Raw genomic sequence first — 13,693 nt, forward strand, 5'->3', positions numbered from 1 at the left:
CCTTATTCAATAAAAATTAGATACACGCTGAGATAAATTATTCATAGTCCTGACCGCATCTATCAGATTTGGCGTTCCCAATGGCAGTCCTAAATCATCGGTAAATCGTAGCGGTGTCGAAAAAAATGGGATGGCATTTCCACCCATTATGGTTCTTGCCAAAGAATTTCCCACGGCGAAAGGTGGGGTAGCATTAGTTACTCCTCCATGAAATACTCCCATATTGTGCCCGAACTCATGTCTCATAATAGTAAGGCGATTGCAAGATGACAGTAAATTCTCATAGCCAAACATCGCGTCCCTGTGCGCTTGGCCATTTAAAAAGGCTAAGCCGCATTGCGGCCCCCATATGCTAGTATAATATACCGCATCCGCCCTTAACTCCCGGCGCCAGGATTGTATTTGCGTGTTGACATTCAAAGAACTTAATATGGCGTCGGCATTATTCCAGTTGGCTGGTTCATTGAATTGCCGCATGCCGACCAGGCGCACTCGAAAGTTAGCGCCAGAGTTTTCCAATGCCTCATTGATAAGGTTAAATGATTCAATATTCCGGGTCCGCACTGCGGCGGCACCGATACGCGCTACCGCGGTTTGGCTATAAATAATCAACATGTCAATGGTTACTGTTTCTCGCTGCCATTGCCGATTATTGTCAGTAACAAAAGAAACCGTCTCGCCATCGTATATGGGAAAAGACCGATTGCCAGCGATAACATTGAAAGATAACGCTGCGCGGGTTTCAACGATCAAACGATACCCCGGTGCCTGATTGTTGGGTAAAGTTAGCCTTTGTTGATAATTGTCATTGCTGACCTGGATCCTTGCACGAGGCGACTGTAACGCTGGTATCACGCCGTTCGTCAGGCTTGAGGCCTGCAACGTCGGCAGGGGATCGGTAACAATTTGCCAGCGACGTCCGGACGGGTTTTCAGCTATATAACGGAAAGCATATTGCTGCCCGGTCGATGCATACACCGGGGCATTGAAATTCAAGTTGACATTGTCGATGCCCAGCCTGGGGGTGGAACCATTATGAACTCTGATCAAATCACGATTGTTGGCGCTTAGCGGCAACCTAATCAAAGGCAAAACTGTATTAGTATTGAAATTAACCCTCGTTAGAGGGGAAGTAGGTCGGGGTATGGTGTGACCATTATTGATTATCGTTTGTACCGATATATCCCTCGGCGGGGAACTGGTGATAACCCAGCGGTTAAGATCGGTCCGGAATATGAAAATATAATTATCATTTGTCAGTAATGTCGTTGTGCTGGCGAAAAGCTGTCTCTGCGGCATAATACGTGATTGCAGCGTTGCGCGGGATAGAATTGATACGCGATCATCGTTTAAAGGCTGTTGTGGCAAATGTATTTCTGCCGCCCAATTTCCATTTGCGGTATGGAAATTTATATTCCTGAATCCCGAAGGCAGTTGTCCATTGGGTACTTGGTTTGGCGATAAGGTTATTGCCGATGAAAAAAATGGAAACGCTAATAAAAAAAACAATAAATAATAGATGTTATTTTTTATTAAGCTCATAACTTTAATTATAGCGTTTAGAGAATAAAAATAGTTATTATAAAATTTCATGGTGGATTTCTCTAGAAAATAGATTTAGTATGTTTCGCTAGAGGTTTATCATAAAAAAAATAAAAATAATATAAATTCTTAACAAAAATCCAGGAACTGTTATGTTAAATACAAATGCCAAATTCTGTTATTCCGTTTCAAAAAAAATATCCTGGCTTGGCGTAGAAAGGGTTAGCGGAATAATAGGATTTTACCGGGGAATTGCGCCGCGGGCAGAGGCTGACCACCCGCGGGCAGGGGGAGATTACTCGTCGCGATGGACGCTAAGCCCGCCGAACGACTGGTTTACCGGCATCATTTCCAGCACATTGATATTCACATGGGCCGGCAGGGTGGTGACCCAATAGATCGCTTCGGCTATATCTTCGGGCATCAGCGGATCGGCGTTTTTATAGGTATTTTCCACCTTACTGTCGTCGCCCTTAAAACGCACCGCCGAAAATTCGGTGCCGCCCACCAGGCCCGGCTCGATATCCGTCACGCGCACCTTGGTACCCACCAGATCGGTACGCAGGTTAAGGCTGAACTGCCGGGTAAAAGCCTTGGTGGCGCCGTAGACGTTGCCGCCCGCATAAGGCCAGCGGCCGGCGGTCGAGCCGAGATTAACCACATGGCCGCGCCGCCGCTCCACCATGCCGGGCAACAGGGCGCGGGTCATATAAACCAATCCCTTATTGTTGGTATCGATCATGGTTTCCCAATCATCAAGATTGGCTTTATGCGCCGGTTCCATGCCCAATGCCAGGCCGGCGTTGTTGACCAGCACATCCACTTCGCGCCAGGCCGGGGGCAGGGAGGCAACGGCGCGGGTAATGCCTTCACGATCGCGCACGTCCAGGCGCAGGGGATAAAGGTTATCGCCCAGTTCGGCTTGCAATTGATCAAGTCGTTCCTGGCGGCGACCGGTGGCAATCACCTTATGTCCCTGCTTGAGGAATTTACGGGCGATGGTTTCGCCGAATCCGGCGGTGGCGCCGGTAATAAAGATAATCATGCAGCGGGTCCTTTTATTTCTGAATAATGACAGCATTATCAATTAGCCTGAGCCTGCGCCTCAGGGTTTGCGCAGGTAAGGCGCAATAAGCGAAAGGTCGGCCGGAGACAGCCGGTCGGAGGCGGTCTGCGCCTGGTGCCAGTAGGGATAAATCAGCGGCGGGCGGCTGACGTCGGACAGGCGGGAAATCTCATTGGCGTTCAGGACCAGATCCGCCGCGCGCAGGTTATCCTTTAACTGTTCCTCGGTACGCGCGCCGATAATAACGGAGGTGACGGCGGGGCGGCTGATAAGCCAGGCCAGGGCCACCTGGGCGGCGGAGACGTTCCTCTCTTCGGCGATTTCAACCAGGACGTCGATGATGTTATATAAGGCATCTTGATTATAGATAGGCGGTTCATTCCACTCTTCAAGATGGCGGGTGCTGCCTTCGGGCTGGCGGTCCCGGCGATATTTTCCGGATAGCAGTCCCCCGGCCAGCGGACTCCAGACCAACACGCCTAATCCTTGATCCTGGGTGATCGGCAACAATTCATACTCAGCCTCGCGACTTTGCAGGGAGTAATGGATTTGCTGGCTTACCGGGCGGATAAGGTTGAGTCGTTCGCAAACGCCCAGTGTTTTCATGATATGCCATCCCGAGAAATTGGAAATCCCCACGTAGCGCACCTTACCGCTGCTCACCAGGTGTTCCAGGGCATATAAGGTTTCTTCCAGCGGGGTCTGGCCGTCCCATTCATGCAGCTGATATAAATCGATATGGTCAGTATTTAACCGTTTTAAACTGGCTTCACAGGCGCGGATCAGGTGGTGACGCGATGACCCGCGATCGTTGGGTCCATTGCCCATGGGGAAACGGGCTTTGGAAGCAATCAGGACGCTGTCGCGCTTTTCCTTCAGCACTTCGCCCAAAATTTCTTCCGAAACCCCCTGGGAATACACATCGGCGGTATCAAACAGGTTGATGCCGGCGTCGATACAAAGGGCCAACTGGCGGCGCGCTTCCGCCACGCCGGTATCGCCCACTTTGGCAAATTTCCCTTTGCCGCCGAAGGTCATGGTGCCGAGACTCAATACCGATACTTTCAAGCCGGAACGGCCCAATAGACGATATTCCATAAGAATTCTCCTCGCAGTAGTACATGTCGGATATATCAAGCGCCCGCAATCGAGCCTACAGACCTAGAGCATAGACTAATGTCCTTGCCATCAACAGTCTGTTGTCTGGCAGCGTTGCCACATTCTGGTGCATAAGTATTGCGATTGTGCTTTCTGTTAACATTTATGGACGATTTATTATTTATTACCCCGGTCCGAAGCTGAAGAAATGATGATTATCCAGCCGTACAGAGTATAAGCAAACGGTTGTCATTTGAAGCAAACGTTTGCCTTTACCGTTCGCAGGCTTAATCAGTCGATATGCGTGCGGCCCGACGGTAAAATATTATTAACCAATTGATATATAGGTATATTCAATAAAAAGTCGCTGGGCAGATATTGGCACAAATATTGCCAGTATCTAGGTAACGACGCATTGCATTTTATCGTCCCTCGATGCGCATGGGTATACGGAACAGCATCCTTATACTTGGCATAATATCCGAGGGCCATTACCGAGGCCGCTGTCATGAGTAATATTACCGCTATTCGCAGCAGTTTTTTTGATTTTAGGGCAGGCGTATCGGCTCCGGAAGAACTGGAAGAATCCGCCCGTTTTATCGAGGACGGCCTGTTATTAATCGAGGACGGAACCATTATTTCCCTGCAGTCCTGGCCCGAGGGACGAGACCAGTTGCACCCCCGGCAGGAGATCATACATCTGGCGGATAATATTATCATGCCGGGTTTTATCGACACCCATATCCATTACCCGCAGACGGAAATGATCGGCGCCGACGGCGCTCAGTTACTGGACTGGCTGAACCATTATACGTTTCCCACCGAAAGCCAATACCATTGCCCGGACCGCTCCGCCGGCATGGCGGCGTTTTTTCTGGACCAGCTGTTGCGTAACGGCACCACCACGGCCATGGTCTACGGCACGGTTCACGTCCAGTCCGTCGACGCGTTGTTTGCCGCCGCCTTCGAACGCCGGATGCGCCTTATCGCCGGTAAAGTGATGATGGACCGCCACGCGCCGGACGCGCTGCTGGAAACCCCGGCACAAAGCGAAGAAGCCACCCGCGGGCTGATTAGGCGCTGGCACAATAAAGGACGGCTGGGTTATGCCCTGACGCCGCGTTTTGCGCCGACCTCGTCTCCCGAACTGCTAAGACTGGCGGGGCGGCTGCGGCGGGAGTTTCCCGACCTGTATCTGCAAACCCACCTGAGCGAGAATACGCGGGAGGTCGCCTGGGTCAAAGAACTGTTCCCCGAGCGCGCAAGCTATTTTGATGTCTACCGGCATTATGGCCTGGCGGGCCGTAAAAGCATATTCGCCCATTGCCTGCATCTGGAAGAGCAGGAATGGCGCGATCTGGCGCACTCACATTCCGCCATTGCGTTTTGTCCCACGTCTAACCTGTTTCTCGGCAGCGGGTTGTTTAACCTGCGAAAAACATGGGATTTGGGCATACCGCTGGGCATCGGCACCGATGTAGGGGCGGGCACCACCTTTAACCTGCTGCAAACCCTGGCGGAGGCCTATAAGATCGGCCAGCTGCAGGGCTACCATCTGTCGATCCACGAAGCCCTGTACCATGCCACCCTTGGCGCCGCCCAAGCCTTATCCCTGGACGGGGTATTGGGCAATTTCATGCCCGGCAAGGAGGCTGACTTCGTCGTGCTCGACCCGAGGGCGACGCCGTTGCAGCGATTGCGGCAAACCAACAGCAAGACGCTGCGGGAACGCTTGTTCCTGATGATGATACTCGGCGACGACCGCACTATTTTTCAAACCTGGATCCAGGGCGAACCGGTTTATCGGCGCGATGCGGATACGATAAAACAGGGGGCGGCATGATCCGTTTTTTACTTAACCAAACGTTGGTCAGCGAAACCGGCCTGGACGCCAACACCTCGGTATTAGACTATCTGCGCCGCCGCCAGGGGCGCATGGGCGCCAAGGAGGGCTGCGCGTCCGGCGACTGCGGCGCCTGCACTGTGGTTCTGGTACAGGCCGCCGGGGGCAAATTGCGCTATGACAGCATCAACGCCTGCATTACCCTTATCGGCGCGCTGCACGGTAAGCAATTGCTGACGGTGGAGGATTTATCCCATCAGGGACAATTGCATGGGGTGCAGCAGGCCATGGTGGATAACCACGCCTCGCAGTGCGGTTTTTGCACGCCGGGTATTGTTATGTCGCTGTTCGCCCTGCAAAAATCCGCCGCCGGGGACACCGATGACGCCATCACGCAGGCGCTGGGCGGTAATCTCTGCCGCTGCACCGGCTACCGTCCGATTATGGACGCCGCCCGGCAGATCTGCCGGGCAGTGGACGACCGCTTTTCCGATCAGGAAAACCAGACGCTGGCGCAGTTGGCCCAACTACAACAGCAGGACGATCAGTCTGTCTCCGCGCCGCTATCGGGGCCTGTCGACGGTGCCGGTGTCCCGGCCAGACCTGTCAGCTTGCGTCCCCGCACCCTGGCGCAGCTGGGCGCCACCTTTCTACGCCATCCCGACGCCAGACTGCTGGCCGGCGGCACCGATCTGGCGCTGGCGATTACCTTGCGCCGTGAGACGCTGCCGTTACTGATTGATATTAACCATATTCCCGAGCTGAAAATTTTATCCGCGACCGAAAAGCAGTTGGAAATCGGCGCCGCCGCCTCGCTCAGCGCCTGCGAACCGTTTTTAGCGCGGCATTTGCCGGAATTTCGCGCCGCGCTGACGCGCTTCGCCTCGCGGCAGGTGCGCAACCAGGCCACGCTCGGCGGCAACCTGGCCAACGCTTCGCCCGTGGGGGATGGGGCGCCGATGCTTCTGGCGCTGGACGCGCGTCTGGTACTACGCCGCGGCGGCGACGCCCGGGAGTTGCCGCTGGCGCAGTTTTTCCTCTCGTACCGCCATACCGCGCTGGCGGCGGGCGAATTTATCGAACGCATTATCGTACCAAGAGTGACGGCGTCACATAAATGTCAATTTTATAAGGTCGCCAAACGGCGTGAAGATGATATATCGGCAGTGTTTGCCGCCTTTTGCTGCGAAATCGAGGGAGGCGTCATCCGTTCGGCCCGTCTGGCCTACGGCGGCATGGCGGAGATACCCCGCCGGGCCACCGGCGCTGAGGGCGCATTGCTGGGCCAACCCTGGGAGCGAAAAACGGTCGAGCTCGCCTGTCTGCGACTTGCGGACGACTTTACCCCGTTAAGCGACCTGCGCGCCGGCGGCGCCTACCGGCTGCGCGTGGCGCAAAATTTACTGCGGCGGTTTTATCTGTCCGCCTCGTTGCCACGTCATCGCCTGGAGGTCGACCATTATGTCTGAGCAGGCAAAACGATTTTCCGCCGCGCAGCGCCAGCAGCGCTACCGCCAGCCGGCCACAGGCGGCGTAGGCCAGCCGCAGCCCCATGAAAGCGCGGCCAAACACGTCAGCGGCGATGCGATATATATTGACGATCGGCCTGAATTGCCACACCAGCTGCATCTGGCGCCGCGGTTAAGCGAACATGCCCACGCGCTGATTACCCGTGTTGATACGTCCCCCTGTTATCTGATGCCGGGCGTCGAGCGGGTTATGACCTGGCGGGATGTGCCCGGCGAGCTGGATATCGGCCCGGTGGTCGCGGGCGATCCGCTGCTGGCAAAAGATCGGGTTGACTATGCCGGCCAGGTGATCCTGGTGGTGGCGGCGCGGGACCCGGTCATAGCCCGGCGCGCGGCGGCGGCGGCCGTTATCGAATACCAGCCTTTGCCGGCGGTGCTGGACATCGAGGAGGCGCTGGAAAAAGCGCTTTATGTCGACGCGCCGCATTGCCATCGGCGCGGCGACCCGGACGCGGCGCTGGCCGCCGCGCCGCGTCGTCTCCAGGGCAGCCTGCGGATGGGCGGGCAAGAGCATTTTTATCTGGAATCCCAGGTGGCGTCGGTGATCCCGGGCGAGGATGGCGCCATGCAGGTTTTTTCATCGACCCAGCACCCGACCGAGGTACAGAAACTGGTGGCGTCGGTGCTGGGCGTGGATATGAAGGATATTACCGTCGATATGCGCAGGATGGGCGGCGGTTTTGGCGGTAAGGAGACTCAGGCGGCGGGTCCCGCCTGCTTATGCGCCCTGGCGGCCCGGCTCACGGGCAAACCGGCTAAAATGCGTCTGAGCCGCCGCGACGATATGCTGATGACAGGCAAACGCCACCCGTTCCTGGTACGCTACGACGTGGGTTTTAACGCGCGCGGGCATCTCCTCGGCCTGAAGCTGGAATTGGCGGCCAACTGCGGTTATTCGGCCGATTTATCTCCCTCCATCGTCGACCGCGCCATGTTCCATGCCGACAACGCCTATTATCTCGCCGATGTGCTGATAACCGGCTACCGCTGCCGGACCAATACCGCTTCCAATACCGCGTTCCGCGGCTTCGGCGGCCCACAGGGCATGCTGGCCATCGAGCATATTATTGAACATATCGCCCGCGAGACCGGTCTGGATCCGCTGTCGGTGCGACGGCTGAATTATTACGGCAAAACAACGCGCAATATCACTCATTACCAACAGCCGGTGGAAGATAATCTGCTCGACGAACTCACCGACGCCCTGGAAACCAGCGCCGGTTACCGGCAACGACGCCGGGAGATTATCGCCTATAACGCCGCCAGCCCGATATTAAAACGCGGGCTGGCGCTGACGCCGGTCAAGTTCGGTATCTCGTTTACCGCCGGTTTTCTTAACCAGGCGGGGGCCATGCTGCTGATGTATACCGACGGTACGCTGCAGCTCAATCACGGCGGTACGGAAATGGGGCAGGGCCTGCATACCAAAGTCATACAGGTCGTGGCGCAGGTGCTGGGCGTCAATCCCGCGAAGATCAGGATTACCGCCACCGATACCGGTAAAATTCCCAACACGTCGCCCACCGCCGCGTCTTCGGGGGCCGATTTGAACGGCAAAGCCGCCCAGTCCGCCGCCGAAACGCTGAAACAGCGCCTGGTGACGATGTTATGCCGGGTCCATCACGCCGAACCGGAGCAAATTAATTTTCGCAACGGCATGGTCGACGTTGCGGGCCGGATCTTTACCCTGGGCGAAGTCGCCGAGCTGGCTCATCTCCAGCAGGTATCGCTGGCAAGCCAGGGCTATTACGCCACGCCGTCCCTTTATTATGATCGCCAGCAAGCCGCCGGCCGGCCATTTTACTATTTTGCCTACGGCGTGGCCTGTTCCGAAGTGGTGGTGGATACCTTAACCGGCGAGTACCGGTTATTGCGCGCCGATATCCTGCATGACGTAGGCGATTCGCTTAATCCGGCCATCGATATCGGCCAGGTGGAGGGGGGATTTATCCAGGGTATGGGCTGGCTGACCAGCGAGGAACTGATCTGGGACGCGCGGGGCCGCCTGCTGACCGACGGCCCGGCCACCTATAAAATTCCCACTATCGGCGATACCCCGGCGCAGCTGAACGTACATTTGCTGCAAAACCGCGCCAATCCCAAGCAGACGGTATTCCATTCCAAAGCGGTGGGCGAGCCGCCGTTTATGCTGGCCATTTCAGTATGGTGCGCCATCCGGGACGCGGTGGCCAGTCTGGCCGATTATCGCCGTCTGCCCGATATCGATGCCCCGGCCACGCCGGAGCGGGTCCTGGCGGCCGTGGATGCGCTGCTGGCCCCGACATTAGGTGACAATGTCACTAAAAGTGCTATTAACCCCGCCCCGGCAGCATCGGCCCAAACGATGCTGGCCGGCGGTCAAACGCCTGCGCGCCAGGGAAAGGAATCTCCCTATGACTGATAATTGGATCTCAGCGCTGGCGCAACTGCAGGCGGAAGGCACCCCGGCCGTATTGGTCACGATTATTGATGAACAGGGCTCGACGCCACGCGACAGCGGCACCAAAATGGTGGTGACCAGCAGCCGGCAATTTTGCACGGTCGGCGGCGGTCATTTGGAATTTCAATGCACGCGGATAGCCAGGGAACTGCTGGGCGAGCCTCGCCCGGCCTGCCGCACGGAGCGTTTTTCCCTTGGCGCGCGCCTGGGGCAATGCTGCGGCGGCATGACATCAGTGCTATTCGAACCGGTGATTATGGCGCGGCCTCATATCGCGGTATTCGGCGCCGGGCACGTAGGCAAGGCGCTGGTCAGGATCCTGGCGGAGCTGCCCTGTGATATCAGTTGGGTGGACAGCCGTGCCGACCAGTTTCCACCGGCATGCGATCAACGCGTCAAGGTGATTATCGACGATCCGCTCGATGCCCTGGACGCCATGCCGGCCGACAGCTATTTTATCGTGATGACCCACGATCATCAGCTTGATTTTATGCTGGTTGAGCAGGTACTTAAACGCGGCGGCCATCGGTATTGCGGGCTTATTGGGTCTATCACCAAACGCCGGCGCTTTCTTTATCGCCTTGGCGAGCGCGGCATGGGTGCCGAGGCATTGGCGCAACTGCGCTGTCCCATCGGTTTGGAGACGGTGAAAGGAAAAATGCCGGCGGAAATCGCGGTGTCGATAGCGGGCGAGGTGATTGGTTGCTATAACCGGCAGGCAAATAGCAGCGGCGAAATATCATGATATATAAGGCGGCGGGATGGCACCCGCCGTCCTCTCACGCCAGCGTACGCACGGCTCCAAAACAGGGCCGGCCGAGCCGGCCCTGAGCTGACGGCGCGCCGCGCCGCTTAGAAATTCACTTTCACGCCTAACGTACCGGTGGTGTCGTGGTATCCCTTGCCGCCGACTTGCTGGCCGATGCTGCCCCATAGCGCCAGATGCTCATTAATTTGTCCCTCATTACCCATTTTAATCTCGCCGATATCCCTGGCGCCCTCCTGGGAGTAGGCATCCTTACCCAGGCAAACGCCGAAGTCGTGGGTATTATGGATCCAGTTTGTTTCGACATAGGGCTGGAACATGCGCTGCCTGCCTTCATCCATGCTGGCATAACCGCGCATATACAACCGTGCGCCCAGGCGGGTCTGGATATTATCATGGCCCAGCATGGTGATGCGTTCGCCGTTCGGGTCTTTCTGATCCCGTGCGCCGACGCCCATCCAGGCGACCTGTATTTGCGGTTGTAAATAGGTGTCAAAGGCGGCAGCGGAGAACAGTCGCCAGCTATGACCGGCTTCTACTGTGCCGACAAATCCAGCGGAACGGTAGGTTGCCGTATCGGCGGATTTATTTGCCGACGATCCGTTTTTAACATGATTGCCGAACCAGTTATAGTTTAGCGAGCCATCAAGATAGGGGCCTTCGTGATTGCCGTCGTTGCGATACCAGGTACCGTATATACCGGCGCCATATCCCTCAAGTCCGCCTTGGGCGCTTTTACCGTTAATGGCATGGCTATGGCTGCGGCTTTTACCCGCGCCGAGCATCACGCCGAAATGCAGTCCGTCGATACCGTCGCGGCTGCCGCTAACGATTTCCCCGCCCAATTGCACCTTTTGGGTATTGGTGCTGGCAGATAACGCGCCGTCGCGCATACGCGCCCCGGTTTGACCGCCGGCGATACGCAGCCAGAAAGAAGATTGACCTGCGCCATCGGCGCCGTTAAAGGCGGACGGGAATTCCGTGGCGCCGACCCGATCGTGCATGCGGGTCGCAAACAGGGTATTGGCGGTTGCCATATTGGCGGCATAGATACCCGCCGCCGGCTGCAAACTGCTGCGGGCCAGCAAGCCATTGCCCGCATCAACCCCCTGATTGTCCTGATTACTATTGAACAAGGCTAAGAGTCCATCATCAACCAAATCATCATCGGGCGGCGCGGTAGCATCAAGGTTTTCATCGAGCGACTCTGGAGAGTCCATTTCTTCAGTGAATAAGAGAACGAGGCCGTAATCCTCCTCCTCATCATCGTCACGGACACCGGAGTCCGCATTTTTATCAATCGGCTTGGACGCGTCCGTTTGTTCATTGAACAAGGCCACGAGGCCGAAATCCTCCACCTCATCGTCGCCGCCGGCAGCGGAGTCCGCGTTTTTATCAAGCGGCTTAGACACGTCCGTTTGTTCATTGAACAAGGCCGCGAGGCCGAAATCCTCCTCCTCATCATCACCACGGACTGCGGAGTCCGCATTTTTATCAAGCGGCTTGGACGCGTCCGTTTGTTCATTGAACAAGGCAGCGAGGCCGAAATCCTCCTCCTCATCGCCGCCGCCGGCAACGGCGTGCGCATTTTGCACAGGCGGCCGAGAAGCGTCGCTTTGTTCGTTGAACAAGGCAGCGAGGCCGAAATCCTCCTCCTCCTTATCGCCGCGGGTAGAGTCTGCATTTGTATCAAGCGGCTGGGACGCAGCTCTTTGTTCATCAAACCGAGCAGCGGAACCGTTATCCATCCCATCATCATCGTCGCAGCCATGGGCGGGATAACCCCGCTCGTAGTCATTCTCTTCAAAGCCCTCGCCATGTAAATATTTATCGAACCTGCCAAGTTGGCTGTAGGGGGCTATGTTTGCATCTTGCGGCACGGTATTGGCAGTATTGTTAATCAGACCTTTGAAATTTTTACCCTCGCTCAGGTCTGCTTTTATGTGTGTGAGCGTATAAACGAGCGCATTAGCGTTATTCCCATCCCTTTCAGGCACGGGTCCCAAGTCACCGTAAATTTTATCAATCGCGTCATTTATAGAGGCATTACTTTGAGTCCAGTCGTGATCATAACTGCCAACAAGGTCACTCGTACTGCTTATTATATTAAACTGGACCTTGGGGTATGGTGGTTTTTCTATTCGGTCTGGGAGAACAGTCCGATCCGTTGGTTTCGGCTGAATGGTCATGTTATTATTTTTATGCTGGAAAGTACGCGGCGGCTTAGGAGGCCCGCTTCTGTAATGGTTCGCCGTGTTATCCTGCGCATCTGCGGCAGGTATCTTTTTTTGCAGATGGATTTGATCAGAAGATGGTTTATTTACCCCATCCTTTTTTTCGGCAATGAATGCCACAAGCCGGTTATTTTCTCTTCTTACTTTGGCTTCATTTTCGCTTGAGGCGGGTGTATTTAGAAACATGAAGGCATCTTCAGAAACATTGCCATTTAACTTAATAGAGGCTATATTTTCTGGATTACTATTCAAAATATTACCTTTTACAAAAATATTGCTTTTATTTGGAGCGTTGCCTCTAATCTCCAATTGATTATTATCAGGATTATCATTTTTTTTATTTACCCTCAGAACAATGATCCCGTTATCTCTTGAGATATAATCGCCATCAATGGTAAGCGTGGTGTGCGGAAGGCTTTGACCAGGGGTAATTCCCTTCTCTGCATGTAAAGGTTTTTTGCTGAAAAAATCACCAATACTATTGAACTTGCTCGGCTTTTTAGTTTCAGGATCAACTGAAAGGGTACCTTCGTTAATGACATTTGATTGTATTATGCCATTGCCCTGGATTGTGGCGTTTTTGGAAGCACAGATCTCTTTTGCGAAAATTTGCGGAGAATTTTGCAGCAGCAGCGTTGAGTTGTCTACCATAATCGCTTCAATGTTGAGATTTTCCGGTATGCCTTCTTTAATGACAAACTCCCCCCCGCCTCTAAAAAACACGACGGTTTTTAAATCATTGGGTCTGCCTTTAGTCAACATTTTTTTATCGACTTTCTTGGTTTCCCCCTTTTTGCTATACAAATCCACAATATGGTACGTACTGTCGTTTTCCGAGTCGTAACCTAATGATCTTATATCAAAACTATGGATTTTCGATGAATCTGAATTTGGATTTTCAAATGTACTTTTAGAAGGTTTTATTTTTATGATATTCGAAAATGGCTTTATATTAGTACTGGCAGTGGGCGGAGAACCGTGTAAATCACTTTCATTGACTTTGCTCTCACTATCACTGGCACTATAAGCCTGCGTTATGCCACCGACTACCGTCAGGATGCCGATAAAGGTCTTTCTTGTTTTTTTCATGATCGCCTATTTATTTATATTTTATTTAAAAATTACTCAAAAATACTATCGATAAGTTTATTGATTGTTACCCATAGCGAGGTGAG

Annotated in this window: 8 protein-coding genes; 4 read left to right on the top strand and 4 right to left on the bottom strand. The window is 54.5% G+C overall.

From position 1 onward, the window contains the following. Nucleotides 1-6: 6 nt before the first annotated feature. The 3 genes from ACL2XF_RS08305 to ACL2XF_RS08315 form a co-directional block, all read right to left on the bottom strand. A complete protein-coding gene (locus tag ACL2XF_RS08305) occupies nucleotides 7-1,593 on the bottom strand; it encodes a M12 family metallo-peptidase (protein ID WP_413722873.1) in 1,587 nt (528 codons plus the stop codon). 244 nt (nucleotides 1,594-1,837) lie between these two features. Then, the gene (gene ydfG, locus ACL2XF_RS08310; protein ID WP_410015073.1) at nucleotides 1,838-2,587 is read right to left on the bottom strand and encodes a bifunctional NADP-dependent 3-hydroxy acid dehydrogenase/3-hydroxypropionate dehydrogenase YdfG; all 750 of its coding nucleotides are present in this window, start codon (nucleotides 2,585-2,587) and stop codon (nucleotides 1,838-1,840) included. A 60-nt stretch (nucleotides 2,588-2,647) separates the two neighbouring features. Continuing rightward, on the bottom strand, nucleotides 2,648-3,706 hold the full coding sequence (locus ACL2XF_RS08315) for an aldo/keto reductase (RefSeq protein ID WP_410015074.1): 1,059 nt from the start codon (nucleotides 3,704-3,706) through the stop codon (nucleotides 2,648-2,650). 508 nt (nucleotides 3,707-4,214) lie between these two features. On the opposite strand from ACL2XF_RS08315, the gene guaD reads away from it, so the two are divergent. Genes guaD through xdhC form a run of 4 tightly spaced genes read left to right on the top strand, consistent with a single transcriptional unit; the run spans nucleotide 4,215 to nucleotide 10,263 of the window. Continuing rightward, entirely contained in the window at nucleotides 4,215-5,549 is a 1,335-nt protein-coding gene (guaD, locus tag ACL2XF_RS08320) for a guanine deaminase (protein WP_410015075.1), read from the top strand. Continuing rightward, the gene (xdhA, locus tag ACL2XF_RS08325) at nucleotides 5,546-7,018 is read left to right on the top strand and encodes a xanthine dehydrogenase small subunit (RefSeq protein WP_413722872.1); all 1,473 of its coding nucleotides are present in this window, start codon (nucleotides 5,546-5,548) and stop codon (nucleotides 7,016-7,018) included. The genes guaD and xdhA overlap by 4 nt, the downstream gene beginning before the upstream one ends. Beyond that, complete coding sequence (xdhB, locus tag ACL2XF_RS08330) at nucleotides 7,011-9,479, top strand: xanthine dehydrogenase molybdopterin binding subunit (RefSeq protein WP_413722871.1); 2,469 nt, start codon at nucleotides 7,011-7,013, stop codon at nucleotides 9,477-9,479. The genes xdhA and xdhB overlap by 8 nt, the downstream gene beginning before the upstream one ends. After that, entirely contained in the window at nucleotides 9,472-10,263 is a 792-nt protein-coding gene (xdhC, locus tag ACL2XF_RS08335) for a xanthine dehydrogenase accessory protein XdhC (RefSeq protein ID WP_413722870.1), read from the top strand. The genes xdhB and xdhC overlap by 8 nt, the downstream gene beginning before the upstream one ends. Nucleotides 10,264-10,370: 107 nt before the next feature. On the opposite strand, the gene ACL2XF_RS08340 is transcribed toward xdhC, so the two are convergent. Then, nucleotides 10,371-13,607 (bottom strand): autotransporter outer membrane beta-barrel domain-containing protein, encoded by a 3,237-nt coding sequence (locus ACL2XF_RS08340; RefSeq protein WP_413728409.1) that lies wholly within the window; start codon nucleotides 13,605-13,607, stop codon nucleotides 10,371-10,373. Nucleotides 13,608-13,693 lie beyond the last annotated feature (86 nt).

The organism is Sodalis sp. RH19 (assembly GCF_047324215.1).
Lineage (GTDB): Bacteria > Pseudomonadota > Gammaproteobacteria > Enterobacterales > Enterobacteriaceae > Acerihabitans.